The organism is Acidiphilium sp. AL, assembly GCF_025499445.1.
Lineage (GTDB): Bacteria > Pseudomonadota > Alphaproteobacteria > Acetobacterales > Acetobacteraceae > Acidiphilium > Acidiphilium iwatense.
This window is the reverse complement of the sequence record NZ_JAIMBZ010000002.1, coordinates 138,616-157,667: the sequence shown is the minus strand read 5'-3', so window position 1 is coordinate 157,667 and position 19,052 is coordinate 138,616. Positions and strand designations below refer to the sequence as shown.

Annotated in this window: 12 protein-coding genes; 5 read left to right on the top strand and 7 right to left on the bottom strand. The window is 65.6% G+C overall.

Annotation, left to right across the window (positions count from 1 at the left end; all coding sequences use genetic code 11):
- Positions 1 to 24: 24 nt before the first annotated feature.
- Positions 25 to 1,194 (top strand): acyltransferase, encoded by a 1,170-nt coding sequence (locus tag AiwAL_RS02140; protein WP_262312015.1) that lies wholly within the window; start codon positions 25 to 27, stop codon positions 1,192 to 1,194.
- On the opposite strand, the gene AiwAL_RS02135 is transcribed toward AiwAL_RS02140, so the two are convergent.
- The 4 genes from AiwAL_RS02135 to hemC are packed head-to-tail and all read right to left on the bottom strand — an operon-like array spanning position 1,139 to position 4,968.
- The gene (locus AiwAL_RS02135; RefSeq protein WP_262312014.1) at positions 1,139 to 2,347 is read right to left on the bottom strand and encodes a heme biosynthesis HemY N-terminal domain-containing protein; all 1,209 of its coding nucleotides are present in this window, start codon (positions 2,345 to 2,347) and stop codon (positions 1,139 to 1,141) included. The genes AiwAL_RS02140 and AiwAL_RS02135 overlap by 56 nt on opposite strands.
- Complete coding sequence (locus AiwAL_RS02130; RefSeq protein ID WP_262312013.1) at positions 2,347 to 3,264, bottom strand: COG4223 family protein; 918 nt, start codon at positions 3,262 to 3,264, stop codon at positions 2,347 to 2,349. Before AiwAL_RS02130 ends, AiwAL_RS02135 begins: the two co-directional genes overlap by 1 nt.
- A complete protein-coding gene (locus AiwAL_RS02125) occupies positions 3,261 to 3,962 on the bottom strand; it encodes a uroporphyrinogen-III synthase (protein ID WP_235702623.1) in 702 nt (233 codons plus the stop codon). Before AiwAL_RS02125 ends, AiwAL_RS02130 begins: the two co-directional genes overlap by 4 nt.
- Positions 3,955 to 4,968, bottom strand: a complete 1,014-nt coding sequence (hemC, locus tag AiwAL_RS02120) for a hydroxymethylbilane synthase (RefSeq protein WP_235702622.1) — start codon at positions 4,966 to 4,968, stop codon at positions 3,955 to 3,957. Before hemC ends, AiwAL_RS02125 begins: the two co-directional genes overlap by 8 nt.
- 23 nt (positions 4,969 to 4,991) lie before the next feature.
- On the opposite strand from hemC, the gene tsaD reads away from it, so the two are divergent.
- From tsaD to glgA, 4 genes are all read left to right on the top strand, one after another.
- The gene (tsaD, locus tag AiwAL_RS02115; protein WP_262312012.1) at positions 4,992 to 6,065 is read left to right on the top strand and encodes a tRNA (adenosine(37)-N6)-threonylcarbamoyltransferase complex transferase subunit TsaD; all 1,074 of its coding nucleotides are present in this window, start codon (positions 4,992 to 4,994) and stop codon (positions 6,063 to 6,065) included.
- A 65-nt stretch (positions 6,066 to 6,130) separates the two neighbouring features.
- The gene (locus AiwAL_RS02110; protein ID WP_407932504.1) at positions 6,131 to 8,650 is read left to right on the top strand and encodes a glycogen/starch/alpha-glucan phosphorylase; all 2,520 of its coding nucleotides are present in this window, start codon (positions 6,131 to 6,133) and stop codon (positions 8,648 to 8,650) included.
- A gap of 220 nt (positions 8,651 to 8,870) precedes the next feature.
- Positions 8,871 to 10,142 (top strand): glucose-1-phosphate adenylyltransferase, encoded by a 1,272-nt coding sequence (glgC, locus tag AiwAL_RS02105; protein ID WP_262312011.1) that lies wholly within the window; start codon positions 8,871 to 8,873, stop codon positions 10,140 to 10,142.
- Between the two features lie 3 nt (positions 10,143 to 10,145).
- Positions 10,146 to 11,582 (top strand): glycogen synthase GlgA, encoded by a 1,437-nt coding sequence (gene glgA / locus AiwAL_RS02100; RefSeq protein WP_235702618.1) that lies wholly within the window; start codon positions 10,146 to 10,148, stop codon positions 11,580 to 11,582.
- A gap of 7 nt (positions 11,583 to 11,589) precedes the next feature.
- Here glgA and AiwAL_RS02095 read toward each other — a convergent pair whose 3' ends face one another.
- From AiwAL_RS02095 to AiwAL_RS02085, 3 genes are read right to left on the bottom strand one after another with little or no spacing between them, the layout of a single operon-like run.
- Positions 11,590 to 14,682 (bottom strand): efflux RND transporter permease subunit, encoded by a 3,093-nt coding sequence (locus AiwAL_RS02095; protein ID WP_262312010.1) that lies wholly within the window; start codon positions 14,680 to 14,682, stop codon positions 11,590 to 11,592.
- Positions 14,683 to 14,684: 2 nt separating this feature from the next.
- Positions 14,685 to 17,891 (bottom strand): efflux RND transporter permease subunit, encoded by a 3,207-nt coding sequence (locus tag AiwAL_RS02090; protein ID WP_262312009.1) that lies wholly within the window; start codon positions 17,889 to 17,891, stop codon positions 14,685 to 14,687.
- Entirely contained in the window at positions 17,888 to 19,051 is a 1,164-nt protein-coding gene (locus AiwAL_RS02085) for an efflux RND transporter periplasmic adaptor subunit (protein WP_262312008.1), read from the bottom strand. Before AiwAL_RS02085 ends, AiwAL_RS02090 begins: the two co-directional genes overlap by 4 nt.
- Between the last annotated feature and the right edge of the window lies 1 nt (position 19,052).

The window sequence follows — 19,052 nt, the reverse complement described above, 5'->3', positions numbered from 1 at the left end:
CTGGAGTTGTGATAACCGCGTGTCGTGACGGCACGTGGCCATGGCACATTTCCCGAAGCGCCGATCGGGCGGCTGACCCGGCTCGATGGGCTGCGCGGCGTTCTCGCCGTTTATGTCATGCTCGGTCATGCCGCTCCGTTCATCCGCTGGCCGCCGGGTGTCGGTCCATTCATCGAGGCAGTGGTCGGCCACGGCATGGCGGCGGTCGATCTGTTCTTCGCGCTTTCGGGTCTGGTGATCGTGCAATCCATGGCGCGGTTCGAAGGGCGGACGGCACCCTTCTTCGCCGCGCGGGCGCGGCGGCTTTTGCCGATCTATCTCGTGGTGCTCGCGGCGTCGATCCCGATTCTCACCGCGGGATCGCCCTTCGCCTTGCTGCCCTGGCTGCATCCGGGCGACGCGGCGCACCAGATCTGGGAGGTGGGTCTGCCGCACCCGCTCGCCGCGCATATCGCGCTCCATCTCGCCCTGATCCAGGGCGCACTCCCCCGCGCGATGCTGCCCGATGCCGAATTTTCGCTGCTCGGCCCGGCCTGGAGCCTTTCGACCGAATGGCAATTCTACGCGCTCATCGCCCTGCTGATGACCCGTATCGGCAACGATCGGCGCGGTCTTGCCCGCCTGACGGTCATATTTCTCGCTTTGGCGCTTGCCGGGCGGGCCTATGCCGGCTTGGCACCGCCATCTTGGCAATTCGGCCGGGCCTTCCTGCCCAATCAGGCGGCTTATTTCGCGCTCGGCATCGCCGCCGCGCGGCTCTGGCGCGGTTCAGACGGGACGCGGCTGTTCCTCGTCGTCCTGGCGGTCGCCATGGGACTCGGCCTCAGCCATAGCACGGGTTCGGGCGCGATCGGCAAGGCGCTGCCGCCGCTGACCTGGGCACTCGCCATCGTTGCCCAGCGCGCTCCGGCAAACCGGCTCATCCGCCCGTTTGCGCGCGTGCTTGGCCATCCGGTTCTGCTCTGGCTGGGGGCGATTTCCTATCCGCTCTATCTGGCCAACGAGCCGGTGCAGCGCACACTGGCATTGCTGTTCGGCGGTGCCGATCCGGCGCAATTCGCCCTGCTCTGGGGTGGGCTCGCGCTCGCGGTGCCGATCGGCCTTGCGGCCTTGTTGCACCATGCGGTCGAGCGCCGCTTTATGCGGCAGCGCCGCCGTTCACTCCAGGCGGCGGCGCCGGCAGCCGCGCCGTGACGCCGATGGCCGGTTGAGCCTTGACCCAGGTGAGGCTGCCGATCATGCCGCATTTGCGGCAGGCCGCCTGCCATTCCTCGTGCGGCGTTTCGCAGGCGGCACAGACCCAGCCGATCCCCGCGGCGTCCGCCGCCAGCATCTCGTGACGCTTCGCCTCGCCTTCGAGACCGGCGGCTTTCGCGGTGCGGGCGAGCAGTGCCTCGCTTTCCGGGTGGCCCGGATTGGCGCTGGCGAGTTTATGCGCGGCGCGGGCGCGCTCCAAAGGCGCGGTGATGCGGGCGAGCCACGCGGTTGCCAGATCGGGATGCGGCGCCGCTTTCCAGCCGCGCAGCAGGGCACGTTTCGCCCGCCAGGGATGGCCCGCGCGCTCATGGGACTGGAACAGCGCGAGATAAGCGGGCGCGAGGCCGGGTGCGGCGCGCACCGCCTCCTTCGCCCAGTCGATCGCGAGGCGCGCGGTTTCGGCGTCGCGCGACGCCATGATCGCGAGGGCGGCGTGCTCCGGCTTGCCGGTGGCGAGCCGTGCCGCCTCGGCGAATCGTCCCTGGCCCATCGCAAGTTGAACCCGCCGGTCGCGCAGCCAGGCCGAGTTGGGATAGGCGCCGGCGGCTTGGCGGGCCTGAGCTTCGGCTTCGGCCAGGGTCGCGGCGTCGGCCAGATTCTGGGTCCGGTGATGCAGCAGCCCGCGCCAGCCGAGGAACCCCGCATCCTTGTGGCGGGCGAGGGCGGTGAAATGCGCGTCCGCGATCGCATGGTCGCCGTCGCGCCGTGCGGTTTCGCCGGCCACATAGAGAGTGAGCGGCGCATCCGGCGCGTGGCGCTGGGCGATTCGGGCATGGCTGCCGGCGGCCCGCACATCCCCCGCCGCGAGCGCCGAAAGCGCCCGCAGCGAAGCGGAATCGGCGGCGTTGCGCCAGGCCAGCGCACGGCGTGCGGCGAGCCGGCCCGGCGCGCGGACCAGCGCGCGGATGATCGCCAGAATGAGCATGACGATGCCGGCCAGGACCACCAGGAGAATAATCGCCACCGGTGTCGAGGCGGTGGCGCTGTAGCCGCCGAAATCGAGCGTGACATGGCCGGGCAGCGTGGCGACATACCAGGCAATGCCGAGCAGGACGATCGCGACGATCGCGAAGCGGAAGGCGCGGAGCATCAGGAATGATCCGCCATGTCGGCCAGGGCCGCGCGCGCAGCGAGCAAATGCGTCGCCTGTCTGGTCCAGGGCGTCATCGCCGATTGCGCGCCCGGGGGCAGCGTCTTCAAGCTGGCGAGCGCGGCGGCGAGATCGTCATTGCCGAGATCGCGCTGCGCCGCCGCGAGAATGCCCTGCGCACGGCTGCCGACCAGAACCTTGCCGCCGTGGCGAACGGTGACCAGGCTCTCGACCCGGAAGCGCAGTTTTTGCCAGAATCCGCCATCGGCCGCGACGCTGCCGCCGGCCCGCACGGCCTTGCGCGCATAGGCGGGGAAGGATGATTTCAGCGCCCCGAGAGTCGGCGGTTTCGCGTTCGCATAGCGGACAAGCGCTTCCGGCGCGTTCGGGATCGGCCCGAGCGCGTCGCCGTTCTGCAGGGCAAGGCTCGCCTGGGCGATGCGCGCGAGCGTTTGCGCCTTGGCCACCAGTTTCGGCAGGCTGGCGGCGTTGCTCTGCAAGGTCACCACGGCGGCATGATCGGCAACGGTCGTGGTTGAAAGCGCGGCAAGGCCCGCCTGCATGGCGGCGAGCCTGGTGTCGAGCGCGGCAGGAATCTGGTTTTCGGCAATCGCTTTCGGCGGCGCCGCCTTGGGTTGCGGGCGAGCGGCCAGTTCGGCGAGCCGCCGATCAAACGACGTCACCTTGGATTGCAGCGCGTTGACCTGCGACTCCAGCGTGGCGATCCGGCGGGTCTGGTTTGGCATTCCCGATTGCGCGCGGAACAGGAACGTTTCGCCGCCGGCGAGCAGCACGGCGACGATCACGCCGGCGGTGACCAGAAAGGTTGTGCGCCACGAGCTCCGCGCCGTCGCGGCCGGCTCGGAGGGGCGTTCCGGCAATGCCGGCTCGGGGGACGAAGTGTCGTGCTCGCTCATGATAATATCGCTAGCATGTGATCCTGATCCGGTGAAACCGCCGCGCGCACCGCGCGGAACGGCAGGCGCGCGAGCGCCGCCGCCGCCGCGGGGCTGATCGCGATGCCGACGGCGTCCCGGAGTGCGGCCTCAAGCCCTTCACGCTCGACGAGTGCCGCGAAATGCCGCGCGGTCGCCGGCGAAAACACCATCACCCGGTCGATCGCCCGCGCCGACAACGCGGCGATCGCGGCTTCCGGCAGGGTTTCGGCCGGCCGGGTGCGATACACCACACGGCGGCTCACCCTGAAGCCGGATGCGCGCAAAGAGACCGCGAGATCGCGGCTCTGACCGGCACCACAGGGCAACAGCAGCGCCGCGCCGGACGGCATCCGGGTTTCGACCAGCGCAGCAAGCTCGCGGGCGGTGCCTGAAGCGCTCGCCACCTGAATGAAGCCCGTCGCCATGGCGCGAGCGGCGGTCGCGTCGCCCACCGCGAACAGGGGCAGATGGTGCAGCTCACGCGGCAGGCCGGGCAGCGCCTGAGCACTCGCCACCACGATCGCATCGCAGGAAGCCGGCAGTGCCGCGGGCAGCGTCTCGATGTCGAGGCAGGGAGCCAGCACCGGCACATGGCCGCGCGCACGCAGGGCGGCGGCGGTTGCCGAGCCGCCCGGCTCCGGCCTGGTGATCAGGACGGTGAGGGGGGCTTCAGTCAAGAAAGATATCGGCGGGGCTGTCGCGCCGCAGCGAGGCACCAAGCTCGGTGCCCAGCCGTGCCGCGTCGGAAACCGGCGCGATCTCGCTGCGCTTGAGCAGGAAACTGCCGTCGGCGCGGGCGGTCAGGCCGGTCAGATGCAGCGTGCCATCGGGCAGCAGCCGCGCATGGCCGCCGATCGGGGTGCGGCAGGAGCCGTCGAGCGCCGCAAGCAGTGCGCGCTCGGCGGTCGACACCGCCTTCGCTTCGGGGTCTTCGATCGCCGCGAGCAGGTCGCCGAGGGCGTGATCTTCCGCGCGCACGGTGATGCCGACGATACCCTGGCCGGCCGAGGGCACCATGGCCTCGGGGTCGAGCGCCGCGGCGATCTCATGCTCGAAGCCGAGTCGCCGCAGCCCGGCAAGGGCGAGCAGCGTACCGTCCAGCGTGCCGTTGCGCGTGGCGTCGAGCCTGGTGCGGACATTGCCGCGCAGCAGGCTGATCCGCAGATCGGGCCGCGCATGCAGCAATTGCGCCTGCCGGCGGACCGAGGAGGTGCCGATGCGCGCCCGCGCCGGCAGGGCAGCCCAGATGTCGGCTGCCCCGCGATCGGCGCGATCGACGATATCGTGCCGGATCGCGAGAATCAGCGCGTCGCGCGCATCCTCGCGCTTCATGGTGCAGGCGAGGATGATGCCCTCGGGCAGTGTGGTTTCCAGATCCTTGAGGCTATGGACCGCGAAATCGATCCGTCGTGCCAGCAGCGCCTCGTGGATTTCCTTGGCGAACAACCCCTTGCCGCCGATCTCGGCCAGCCTCCGGTCCTGCACCCGGTCGCCGGTGGTGCTGATGATCTCGGGGGCAAAAGCCTCCGGCGCATAGCCGAGCGCCGGGCAGACCGCGCGCAGCTCGGCGAGGAACAGCTCGGTCTGGCGCCGGGCGAGCGGCGAGCCCCGCGTGCCCACCCGCAATGGCAGCTTCCCGCTATGCGGCGCCACTTTCGGCGCCGGCGTCCTTTCCTGGTCCATCGGCGATGCTTAAAAGCATCGTCATGGAAAGAAAAGCCGCGATCCCTGGCGCGCCCGGCGCCGCCGCGCTGATTCTCGGCATCGAGACCTCCTGCGACGAGACCGCCTGCGCGGTGCTCGACGGGAGCGGGGCGATCCGCGCCGAAAAACTGGCCAGCCAGATCGCCGATCACGCGCCGTTCGGCGGCGTGGTGCCGGAAATCGCGGCGCGCGCCCATCTCGACATTCTGCCGGCGATGGTGGGCGCGGCCTTGCGCGAAGCGGGAGTGAGCGCCGGAAATCTCGCGGCGATCGCGGCGACCGCCGGACCGGGGCTGATCGGCGGCCTGATCGTGGGGGCGAATTTTGCCAAGGGCATGGCGATCGCCACCGGCGCGCCGTTTTTCGCGATCAACCATCTGGAAGCCCATGCGCTGACCGCGCGGCTGTCCGGTCTCGACGTATCGGTGCCGGAATTCCCCTATTTGCTGCTGCTGGTCTCCGGTGGCCATACCGCCCTGATCGCGGTGGAGGGGGTTGGACGATATTGCCGGCTCGGCACCACTCTGGACGACGCGGCGGGCGAAGCCTTCGACAAGGTCGCCAAGCTGCTCGGCCTGCCCTATCCGGGCGGACCGGCACTGGAACGTCTCGCCGCCGAGGGCGATGCCGCGCGATTCGCCCTGCCGCGCCCGATGCTCGGCCGGCTGGGCTGCGATTTCTCGTTCTCGGGGCTGAAGACGGCGGTGGCGCAGCGCGTCGCCGCCACGCCGCCGGGGGCGCTTTCGCGATCCTTCGCCGCCGATCTCGCTGCATCGTTCCAGCGCGCGGTGGTCGAGGCGATGGCCGACCGGCTGGGTCGCGCGCTCGCGATGATGCCCGGCTGCACGGCGGTGGTTGTCGCCGGCGGAGTCGCGGCCAATGGCGCGATCCGCTCGGCTCTGGCCGATGTCGCGGCCCGCGACGGGCGCAGCCTGATCGCACCGCCGCTGCGGCTTTGCACCGATAACGCGGTGATGGTCGCATGGGCGGCGATCGAGCGGATGCGCGCCGGTTCGCCGTCCGATCCGCTTGCCGCACCGTGCCGGCCGCGCTGGATGCTGAATTGCGCGGCGTAAAGTTGCGTTGCAGCGAAGCCGGGTTTCATGTCAGTCTGACCGCCAAGAATGAAAAGGCTGCCCTGATGAACGATACACCGACACAGGACCGGCCGGACCAGACTCGTCGCGACACGAAACCCCTGGCCGCCGTTCCGCCGCCGCTGCCGCCGATCCGCTCGGCGCAGGATTGGCGCGACGCCATCGTCGCCAAGCTGATCTACGGTGTCGGCAAGAATGTTTTCACCGCGAGCGAACGCGACTGGTTCGTCGCTCTTGCCTTCGCGCTGCGCGATCGGGTGGTGGAGCGCTGGATCGCGAGCACCAATGCGATTTACGAGCGCGGCCATAAGCGGGTCTATTATCTTTCCCTCGAATTCCTGATCGGCCGGCTGCTGTTCGACACGCTGACCAATCTCGGCATGGTCGACATCACCCGTGCCGCCCTCGCCGATCTCGGCGTCGATCTCGATCGCGTGCGCGAGACGGAGCCCGATGCGGCGCTGGGCAATGGCGGGCTCGGCCGGCTTGCCGCTTGCTTCATGGAGAGCATGGCCACGCTCGCGATTCCCGGCTATGGCTATGGAATTCGTTACGATAACGGGTTATTTCGTCAGGCGATCCATGAGGGGCGGCAGCACGAATTTCCCGAGGATTGGCTCTCGGTCGGCAACCCCTGGGAATTCGAACGCCCGGAAATCGCCTATGACATCGCATTCGGCGGCCGTGTCGAGGCGGTGCGCGACGATGAAGGCGAGATCAGCCATGTCTGGCATCCAGGCGAAGTGGTGCGCGCGGTTGCCTATGACACGCCGGTGGTGGGCTGGCGCGGCCGGCACGTGAATTCGCTGCGGCTGTGGTCGGCCCGAGCGGTCGATCCGCTGCAGCTCGATACGTTCAATCTGGGCGATTATGTCGGCGCCTTGGCGCAGGATGTGCGGGCCCAATCGATCTCGCGCGTGCTCTACCCGTCGGACGCAACGCCGGCCGGCCAGGAGCTGCGGTTGCGCCAGGAATATTTCTTCGCTTCCGCGACATTGCAGGACATGCTGCGCCGGCATTTGCGCCATTACGGCGATTTGCGCATCCTGCCTGAGAAAGTCGCGATCCAGCTCAACGACACTCACCCCTCGATCGCGATTCCCGAACTGATCCGATTGCTGGTCGATGTGCATGGATTGCTGTGGGACGAGGCGTGGGAGATCGCCCAGGGCACGTTTTCCTACACCAACCACACACTGCTTCCCGAGGCTTTGGAAGCTTGGCCGGTGCCGCTGATGGAGCGGCTGCTGCCGCGCCATATGCAGATCATCTATCTGCTCAATGCAGAGCATCTTGAGCGCGCGCGGGCACGGGAAGACGTTACCGACGGCAGCCTCGCCACGCTGTCGCTGATCGATGAAAGCCACGGCAGGCGCGTGCGCATGGGCACGCTCGCCTTCATCGGCTCGCATCGGGTCAACGGCGTTTCGGCCCTGCACACCGAGCTGATGCGCGGCACGGTCTTTCGCGAGCTGCACGGAATGTTTCCCGACCGCATCGCCAACGTCACCAACGGGATCACCTTCCGGCGCTGGTTGTTCGAGGCGAATCCCGGTCTGATGCGCTTGCTGGTCGAGGCCCTCGGCGAGCAGGTCTGCGACGATCCCGCCGAACTCGCGGGCTTGCGCGATCTCGCACAGGATGCCGGGTTTCGCGGCCGGTTCGCCGCCTGTCGGCGCGACAACAAAGTGCGGCTCGCCCGCTGGGTGCGCGACCATCTGCGGGTGAAGCTCGACCCGGACGCGCTGTTCGATGTCCACATCAAGCGCATTCACGAATACAAGCGGCAGTTGCTGAACATCCTGGAAACCATCGCGCTCTACGATGCGATCCGCGCGCGGCCGACCGCGCATTTTGTGCCGAGGGTGAAAATCTTCGCGGGCAAGGCGGCGGCGAGCTATCATCAGGCCAAGCTGATCATCAAGCTGATCAACGACGTGGCGCGCGCGATCAACAGCGACCCCACGGTGCGCGGGCTGCTGAAGGTCGTGTTCCTGCCGAATTTCAATGTCAGCCTCGCCGAAATGATCATTCCCGCCGCTGATCTCTCGGAACAGATTTCGACCGCCGGGATGGAAGCCTCCGGCACCGGCAACATGAAATTCGCACTGAACGGCGCGCCGATCATCGGCACGCTCGATGGCGCCAATGTCGAGATCCGCGACCATGTCGGCGCCGACAACATGTTCATCTTCGGTCTCACCGCCGAGGAGGTCGCGGCGCGCAAGGCCGAAGGCTGGCGGCCGGCGGAGGCGATCGCGGCATCGCCCGCGCTCGGCGAGGTGATTGACGCGATCGAGTCCGGTGTATTTTCGCCGGGCGACGCGGCGCGGTTCCATCCGATCGCGCGGGAACTGCGCGGCGAAGATCGTTTTCTGGTGACCGCCGATTTCGATTCATATGCGCAGGCGCAACGCGCGGTCGATCGGCTCTGGCTCGATCAGGAGGCCTGGTGGCGCATGTCGATCAACAATACCGCCGGCATGGCATATTTTTCGTCGGATCGCGCGATCGCCGACTATGCCCGCGACATCTGGCGCACGACCAGCCTGGAGACCACATGATGCGCTAGTGTGGCGGTTCTGAAATTCCTAATATGCTTGTGGCAGCGATTTTGGGAATTTCAGAACCATAAACCACACTAAAATCAAATGCTTACTAGTGTCCTGCTCGATTCGGAAGTTCGTAAGACACCTCGGCCAGCACAAACGAACTTCCGAATCGGGACACTAGTGTGGCGGTTCTGAAGTTCCTACGCCGCGCAATCAGGGGAGCGAACGAAAAATGGCCAGAGAAAACGGATTGACCAAGCCGCTCTCGCGCAACGCGATGGCCTATGTGCTGGCGGGCGGCCGCGGTTCGCGATTGTACGATCTGACCGACAAGCGGGCGAAGCCGGCGGTGCATTTCGGCGGCAAGTGGCGGATCATCGATTTCGCCCTGTCCAACGCGCTGAATTCCGGCATCCGTCATATCGGCGTCGCGACGCAATACAAGGCCCACAGCCTGATCCGGCATTTGCAGCTCGGCTGGACCTTCTTTCGCCGCGAGCGCAACGAGAGTTTCGACATATTGCCGGCGAGCCAGCGCGTATCGGAAGAAAAATGGTATCTCGGCACCGCCGACGCGGTATATCAGAACATCGAGATCATCGAGAGCACCGGCCCGCAATACATCATCATCCTCGCCGGCGATCATATCTATAAAATGGATTACGAAGTGCTGCTGCAGCAGCATGTCGCGCAGAAAGCTGATGTGACAATCGCCTGCGTCGAAGTACCGCTGGCGGAAGCGAGCGGTTTCGGCGTGATGCATATCGACGAGAACGACCGAATCATCGGATTTCTGGAAAAGCCGGCCAATCCACCGCCGATGCCCGGCCGTCCTGATCTCGCCCTTGCGAGCATGGGGATCTATGTGTTCGACACCAAATTCCTGATCGAGGAATTGCGGCGCGATGCCGCGAGCACCGCTTCCCAGCATGATTTCGGCCGCGACATCATCCCGCATCTGGTGCGTCACGGCCGCGCCTTCGCTCATCATTTCTCGCGATCCTGCGTGCGATCGAGCAAGGAGGCCGAACCGTATTGGCGCGATGTCGGCACGATCGATGCCTATTGGGAGGCGAATATCGACCTCACCGATTTCATCCCGGCCCTCGATATCTACGACCGGGGCTGGCCGATCTGGACCTATACCGAAGGCACGCCGCCGGCGAAATTCATCCATGACGAAGAAGGCAGGCGCGGCCTCGCGGTTTCATCGCTGGTGTGCGGCGGCTGCGTGGTTTCGGGCGCGGCGCTCCGGCGCTCGCTGTTGTTTACCGGCGTGCGGGTGAACTCGTTTTCGCAGATCACGGCAGCGGTGATCCTGCCGGATGCCGATATCGGCCGGCACGCGCGGCTGACCAATGTGGTGATCGATCGCGGCGTGCGGATTCCCGAAGGCATGGTGGTGGGCGAGGATCCGGAAGACGATGCGCGGCGATTCCGCCGCACCGAAAAAGGCGTGTGCCTGATCACCCAGACGATGATCAGCCGGCTGGAAAACACCTGAAGCATGAAGGTTCTTTCGGTCGGGTCGGAACTCTACCCGCTGGTCAAGACCGGCGGACTGGCCGACGTGATGGGCGCGCTGCCGGCGGCGCTGGCGCCCGAGGGAATCGCGATGCGCGCACTGATCCCCGGCTATCCCTCGGTGCTGGCCGGGCTGACGAAAACCCAGCCCGCACTCGACATCCCCGCTCTGTTCGGCGGCGATGCACGCATCATCTCGGCGGAATCGCAGGGTTTGCCGCTCTTCGTGCTCGATGCGCCGCATCTGTTCGCCCGGCCGGGCAATCCCTATCTCGGCCCGGACGGGATGGACTGGCCCGATAACGCGCAGCGTTTCGCGGCCCTCTGCCGGGCGGCGGCGATGATCGCGCAAGGTACTGTCGCCGGTTTCGCCCCGGACGTTGTCCATGCGCATGACTGGCAGGCGGGATTGCTGCCCGCCTATCTGCGGTTCGGCGAGCGTCCGGCGCCGCCCACGGTGATGACGGTTCACAACCTCGCCTATCAGGGGCAATTTCCGGCTTATCTGCTCGGCACACTCGGCCTGCCCGCGCGCGCCTTCACCATCGACGGGGTCGAGCATTACGGCGCGATCGGATTCCTCAAGGCCGGAATGCAACTCGCCGATGCGATCACCACGGTCTCGCCGAGCTATGCGGCGGAAATCGCAACCCCCGAAGGCGGCATGGGGTTGGATGGGCTGATCCGCGCGCGCGCGTCCGCGATGCACGGAATCCTGAACGGTCTGGATACCGCGGTGTGGAATCCCGCCACCGATGCCGCGCTCGCGGTACAATTCACATCCCGCACCCTCGCCGGACGCGCCGCCAACAAACAAGCGTTGCAGGCGCGCATGGGACTCGATCAGGACAAGGCAGTGTTGCTGTTCGGCCTGGTCAGCCGGCTGGCATCGCAAAAAGGCATCGACCTCGTGATCGAAACTCTTCCGGTTATCGACGCGTTGGGGGCGCAACTCGTGGTGCTGGGTGCTGGCGATCCATCCATCGAACGCGCGCTGCGCGCGGCGGTGGTGATGCGGCCGGGCCGGGTTGCCGCGACGATCGGCTTCGAGGAAGCGCTCGCCCATCTGATCCAGAGCGGTGCCGATGCGATTCTGGTGCCGTCGCGCTTCGAGCCATGCGGGCTCACGCAACTTTCCGCGCAACGCTATGGCGCGATCCCGGTCGTCGCGCGGGTGGGCGGATTGGCCGACACGGTGATCGACGCGAACGAGGTCGGTCTCACCGCCGGCGTCGCGACCGGCGTTCAGTTCGCGCCGGTCGCCGCCGACGCGCTGGCCCTGGGGCTGCGCCGCACCGCCGCGCTCTTTGCGGACAAGCCGGCCTGGCGGCGGATGCAGCGCAACGCCATGGCGCTCGATGTATCCTGGACACAGCCGGCACGCCGCTATGCGGCATTATACCGATCACTCGTGAACTAACAAATAGTCATTCGGCGGGCATCGTCGCGATGCGCCGCGCGCGGCGCTTGCCGAAGCCGGCGAGCGCCAGATAGATCACCGGCGTGGTATAGAGGGTGAGCGCCTGGCAGACGAGAAGGCCGCCGATCACCGCGACGCCGAGCGGCCGGCGCAACTGATAGCCGGTGCCAACCGCGAAGGCCAACGGCAAGGCACCAAGCATGGCGGCGATCGTCGTCATCATGATCGGCCGGAACCGCTCCAGACAGGCGGCGCGAATTGCCTCCTGCGGCGACATATCGCCGCGCCGTTCGGCATCGAGCGCGAAATCGACCAGCATGATGCCGTTCTTCTTCACGATGCCCATGAGCAGGAAAATACCGATCACGCCGATCACCGACATCGGAATGCCGGTGATCAAAAGCGCCAGTAGCGCGCCGACGCCGGCCGAGGGCAGGGTGGAGAGAATCGTCAGCGGCTGGGTCAGGCTTTCATAGAGCACGCCGAGCACGATATAGATCGCGATCAGCGCTGCAAGAATCAGGATCGGTTCCTGGTCGATCGATTTCAGGAAATACTTGGCGTTGCCGCCGAACTGGATTTTGACGTCGGCGGGCAAGGGCATCGTGGCGATCGCCTGCTTCACGTCGGTGATCGAGGTGCCGAGCGAAACACCCTTGCCGACATTGAAACTGATCGTGCCGGCCGGAATGCCGTTCACATGAGTGACCGAAAGCGGCGCGGTACTGCGGATGACGGTGATGAGCTGGCGTAGCGGCACCGGTCCCTTGGTGCCGCTGACAAAAATGCGGTCGAGCTGGCTCGGCGCGCGATCGAGCGCTGCGGGCACCTTCATCACCACGGCATACTGGTTCTGCGCCTGATAGATTCGCGAAACCTGGCGCTGCGCATAGGCATTGGCAAGCGCCGCATCGATCGCCGCGATCGACACGCCGAGCCGCGAGGCAGCGTTGCGGTTGATCTCGATCATGATCTCGGTCTGCGCCTTGTCCTGGTCGGTCGAGATGTTGTTGATCGATTTCAGCGTGCGCAATTTCGCCTCGATGTCGCGGGTGACGTGATCCAGCTCGGACAGCGACGGGTCGAGCACCGAAAAACTATATTCGCCGCCATTCGACTGGCCGCCGATGAAAATATCCTGCGCAACCTGCATCTGGGTGGTGATGCCTGGAATTGTGTCGAGCTTTGCGTTCAATTGCCGGATTACCGTTTGCGCGGAAACGGTTCGCTGCGACAGCGGCTTGAGCCCGATGAACATATGGCCGCGATTGGCGGTGGAGAAGCCGTTGGCGACTCCCACACGCGAGCTGATCGTCGCGACCGCTTGGTTTGCTAAAATAACGTGCACGACCCGCGCCTGCAGGCGCTGCATCCGGTCGAACGAGACATCCGGGGCCGCGATGGTTTGGCCGAGAATGAGTCCGGTATCCTCCTCCGGGATGAACGCCTTGGGTACCTTGACGTAGAGAAATATCGTGAGAACCAGGGTGATCGCGAAAGAGGCGAGCATCAGCCAGCGATGCGCGAGCGCCCAGTCGAGGCTGCGCGCATAGGCAGCGAGGCCGTTGCGGTAGAGCCGGTCGATCCCGCGCGCGAGGCGCGACTGCCGGCCGATTTTCGGCGTGCGGCCCATGAAATGGGCACAGATCATCGGCGTGACGGTCAGCGAGACGATCCCGGAAATGATGATCGCAACCGAAAGCGTCATCGCGAATTCATAGAACAGGCTGCCGATGATACCGCCCATCAAGGTGAGCGGCAGGAACACCACGACCAGCGAGACGGTGATCGAGAAAACGGTGAAGCCGATCTGGCGCGCGCCGACCAGTGCCGCCTCGATGCCGGTCAAACCGCGCTCGTGCTGGGCGACGATGTTCTCGATCATCACGATCGCATCGTCCACCACGAAGCCGACCGAAATCGTCAGGGCGAGCAGCGAGAAATTGTCGAGCGAAAAGCCGAGCGCCCACATCGCGGCGATGGTTCCGGCGAGCGAGAGCGGCACGGTCACGCCGGCGGCAATGGTCGGCGTCAGCCGGCGCATGAACAGCGTGACCACGGCAAGCACGAGCAGAATGGTGATAAGCAGCGTAAGCTGAATGTCTGCGACACTGGCGCGGATTGTCGTGGTCCGGTCGGTGAGGATCGAAAGATGGATTCCCGGTGGCAGCCATTTGCGAATATCGGGAAGAAGTCGCTTGATCCCTTCGACGGTCTTGATCACGTTGGCCTGCGCGGTCTTGGTGATCGCGACGACGATACCGGGCTGATCGCCATCGGTCGCGGCCAACTGGGTATTGGCGATGCTGTCGACCACCGAGGCGACATCGGACAGGCGCAGCAGCGCGCCGTTCTTCGCCTTCAGCACGATGCGTCGGTATTGCGCGGCGTCGTGCAACTGCCCGTTGATCGCGATGATGCGCGCGCGGCGCTTGCCCTGCAGAACGCCGAGCGGAGCGATGTCGTTCGCGCTGCGCACCGCGTTGTACACATCGGTCGCGGTAAGTCCGGCCGCGGCAAGCGCCCGCGGGTTCAGCCGAATGCGCACCGCCGGCGAGCCGCCACCATAGAGATTGACCTGGGCGACGCCCTTCACCTGCGAAAGCCGCTGCACCAGAATGGTGTCCGCGGTGTCGTAGATCGCGCCCAGGCTCATGGTTTTCGAGGTGAGCGACATGGTCAGAACCGGCCGCGAGGCGGGGTTGAACTCCTTGTAGAAAGGCCGGCTCGGCATCGCCGAGGGCAGGTTGGGCAGGGCGGCGTTGATCGCCGCCTGCACGTCGTGCGCATCGGCGTTGATGTCGGTGCCGGTGTCGAACAGCATGACCACGGAGGTCGAGCCGGTCGAACTCACCGAATGCACGTCATCCACGCCCGGAATGGTGCCGAGCGTATGTTCCAGCGGCGCCGCGACGGTGCTCGCCATGATCGAAGGGTCGGCTCCCGGCTCCGAGGCGAACACCACGATGGCGGGGATCGGGATGCTGGGCACGGCGGCAACCGGCAGCAGGCGGTAGGCAAGGCCGCCGGCGAGCAGAATGCCGAGAGCGAGCAGGGTGGTGCCGATCGGCCGCTTGATGAAGATGGCCGAGAAGCTCATCGCTATTCCGCCGGCGCCGGCTGGCTCAGGCGGCGCGCGCTCGGGCGCAGCCGGTCCATCGCGAGATAGATGACGGGCGTGGTGAACAGGGTCAGCAACTGGCTGACCAGCAGCCCGCCGATGATGGTGATGCCGAGCGGCGCGCGCAGCTCCGATCCCGCGCCGCCTTCAAGCACCAGCGGAATTGCGCCGAACAGTGCCGCCATCGTTGTCATCATGATCGGGCGAAAGCGCAAAATCGCCGCTTCGGTGATCGCCGCTTCAGGCGTGACCCCGCGCGTGCGCTCCGCCTCGATCGCGAAATCGACCATGATGATGCCGTTCTTTTTCACGATGCCCATGAGCAGCACGATGCCGACGAGTGCCACGAGCGTGAACTCGGTGCCGGTCAGCATCAGGGCAAGCAGCGCGCCGATACCGGCGGACGGTAAGGTGGACAGAATCGTGACGGGATGGATCGTGCTTTCATAGAGCACGCCGAGCACGATGTAGATCACCACCAGAGCGGCCGCGATCAGCCAGGGTTCCTCGGCGAGCGAGGATTGGAACTCCGCGGCGGCACCCGAAAAGGTGCCCGTGATGGAATTCGGCACGCCGAGCTTTTGCTCCGCCTTCTGAATTGCGGCCTCGGCCGCGCCCAGCGATGCGCCGTTCGCGAGGTTGAAGCTGAGCGTGACCGAGGGGAACTGGTCTTCGCGGGTGATCGCGAGGGGGCCGTATTTCCGCTCGATTTTCGCGATCTCAAGCAGCGGCACCTGCGCCGGCACGCTGCTCGCGTTAGTCGTACTTGTCGTCGTGCTCGCGGCGCCGGTGGTGGTCGTGCTGCTACCGCTCACCGCACCGCCGGGACCGAGCGCCGTCGTGCTTGTGCTGGCGGCAAGGCTGCCGGTGGGAAGAAAAATATGCGCGAGTGCCTCGGGCGAGGTCGCATAGGAGGGATCGACGCCGAACACCACGCGATACTGGGCATTCTGGGTATAGATGGTGGAAACCTGCCGCTGGCCGAACGCGTCATAAAGCGTGTTCTCGATCGTCGCCATGCTGATGCCGAGCCGTGCGGCAGCGGCACGATCGACATCGATATAGGTCTGCAGACCCTGGTTCTGCTGATCGCTCGCAAGATCGGTGATCTGTGGCAACTTCCCAAGTTCGGCCTGGATTTTCCGCGCCCAGAGATCGAGTTCGACCTGGTTGGTGTCGGTCAGCGTGTACTGGTATTGCGTGGGCGAGACGCGCGATGAGAGCGTGATGTCCTGCACCGGCTGCATGTAGAAATGCAAACCGGGAATGGTGGTGAGCGAGGCCTGCAACTGGCGCATCACCGTGGCGATCCCGGCGCGCTGGCCGAACGGTTTGAGCGTGATGGTCAGCCGGCCGGTGTTCGGCGTCGGATTGGTCAGACCCGAACCGAGTTGGGATATCACGCCGGCAACCGCCTTGTTGTGCCGGATCGCGGCGATCGCCTGGTTCTGAATTTTTTGCATCGCATCGAGCGAAATGCTCTGCGCCCCCTCGGTCACCGCGACGATCGCGCCGGTATCTTCCTGCGGTAGCAGCGCTTTCGGCACCACGGCGAACAGAATGATGGTGATCGCCACGGTCGCGGCGAAAACAGCCAGCATCAGGCGCTGATGGGCAAGGCTCCAGTCGAGCCCGCGCCGATAACGTTCCCGCACGGCGACGAGCGATGCTTCAGCACTGCGAGCGATCCGCCCTGGCCGCTCGGATGCCGCCGGGCGCAGCAGCCGCGCGCTCATCATCGGCGTCAGTGTCAGTGAAATCACCGCCGAGATCACCACGGCCACGGCCAGCGTGACCGCGAATTCCGAGAACAGCCTGCCGATCACGCCGGGCATGAACAGCAGTGGAATGAACACAGCGACCAGCGAGACGGTAAGCGAGACGATGGTGAAACCGATCTGCTGCGCCCCGAGATAGGCTGCGCGCAATGGAGTTTCGCCATTCTCGATGAAGCGGACGATGTTTTCGATCATCACGATGGCATCGTCGACCACGAATCCCGACGCGACGGTGAGCGCCATCAGCGAGAGATTGTCGAGCTGATAGCCAAGCGCGCTCATCACCGCGAAAGTGGCGATGATCGAAAGCGGCAGCGCCACCGCGGGAATCAGCACCGCGCGGGGGTTGGGCAGGAACAGAAAAATCACCAGTACGACCAGAAGCGCTGCGGTGATCAGGGTAATCTGCACGTCGCGCACCGAGGCCTTGATCGTGCCGGTGCGGTTGGCGGCAACCGTCAAGTCGATTCCGGGCGGCAGGGTCGTTTGCAGCGATTCCAGGGCCGATTGAACCCGTTGCACGGTACTGACGATGTTGGCCCCCGGCTCGCGCTGGATATCGAGCACGACCGCCGGCGTTCCATTGTAGCTCGCCAGCTCCTGGTTGTTTTCCAGCCCCTCGGTGACCGATCCCACCGCCGACAGACGCACCGGCGCCTTGTTCTGATAGGCGACGATGACGTTGCGGTACTCCGCTGCCGAAGTGATCTGGTCGTTGGCGCCCAGCGTGTAGGATTGATCGAGCCCGTTGAACGCGCCTTTCGCGCCGGTCTGGTTCGCATTGGAAATCGCATTGCGCACATCCTCGAGCGAAATGCCGTAAGCGGCGAGGCGCGCGGGATTGACGTCGATCCTGATCGCCTTGCGCATCCCGCCTTCGATGGTCACCCGTCCGACCCCGCTGATCTCGGAAAGCTTTGGCAATATCTCAGTCTGTGCGGCATTGGCGATGGCGTAGAGCGGTACCGTCTTCGAGGTCAGTGCAAGGCTGATGATCGGCGCATCGGCCGGGTTCACCTTGGTGTAGGTGGGCGGATATTGCAGATTGGGCGGCAGCGTGCCGGACGCCGCGTTGATCGCCGCCTGCACGTCCTGCGATGCGGTGTCGAGCGAAACGCTGAGCTGGAATCGCAGCGTGATCGCGCTGGTGCCCTGGCTGGAAATCGAACTCATCGCGGCGAGCCCGGCGATTTCGCCGAACTGACGCTCCAGCGGCGCGGTGATCAGCTTCGAGACGGTATCCGGCGAGGCGCCGGGCAGCTTGGTGACGACCTGAATGGTCGGAAAATCGACCTGCGGCAGGGAGGAGACCGGCAGGGACCGGTAGCCCAATATGCCGAGCAGAAGAATGGCGATCGCGAGCAGCGAGGTTGCGACCGGCCGCGCGATGAACGGGGCCGAGATGTTCACGGCGCACCCGCCTTGGGCGGCGCCACGATGGTCACCTTCGAGCCGGCCTTGAGCCGTGAATTACCTTCGGTGACCACCTGATCGCCGGCGGCGAGCCCCTTGGCGACCACCACGACCGACTGGTTTTCATAATCGATGGTTATCGGCTGATCGGTCACGGTCGCGGGGTCCTTGGCGTTCGCGGAGGGTTTGACCAGGAACACGAAACTGCCGTTCGGCCCCTGCTGTACCGCGACCGGCGGCACCGTCACGGCGTGGCCGATGGTTTGCACCAGGGTGCGCACATTGACATAGGAACCCGGCCAGAGCTCCAGCTTGGGGTTGGGGAATTTGCCTTTCAGGGTGAGCGTCCCGGTATTCGCGTTGACCGTGTTGTCGAGCACCGAGAGAACGCCGTGGTCGAGCACCGGCGCGGTCACCGGGTTGCCCTCTGCGGTGGCGATCAGATGCACCGCTCCCGCGTCCATCGCGCGGCGGATCTGCGGCAGATCCTGCTGGGGCAGGCTGAACTGCACCGAAATCGGCTGCAGCGTGTTGATCACCACGATCCCGCCGGTGATGTTGGGATTGACGATATTGCCGGCATTCACCTGGAGAATTCCGGTCAGGCCGGAAATCGGCGCGCGGATTTTCGTGTAAGCGAGGTTGATCTTGTCGGTCTCGATCGTCGCTTCGTCCTGCTTGACCAGCGCGCGATCCTCCGCCGCGGTCGCCTCGGCGGTGGCCGCCTGCTGCTTCGACGTATAGTTCCGTGCGACCAGCGACGCATATTGCCGCGCCTGCAATTCCGCATTGGCGAGGCTTGCCTGGTCCTGAGCCAGCTTGGCCTCGGCCAGGGCGAGCGACGCCTTATAAGGCGCCGGGTCGATCTCGGCGATCAACTGACCCTGCTTCACGAACTGTCCTTCGTGGAACAGAACCTTTTCGAGCGGTCCGGTGATCATCGGCTGCACCGTCACGGTGCGATAGGCAACCACCGTGCCGAGCGCATCGAGATAGACGGGCACGTCCCGCACCGAGGCTTTTGCAACGGTGACCGGAATCGTCTGGGACTTCGTGGATTTCGGCTTGGCCGGCCCGCCGAACAGCCGGACCAGCACGATCGCGATCACCACGATCACGATCACCAGAACGATAGTCCGTCCGCGTCGTTTCGCCATC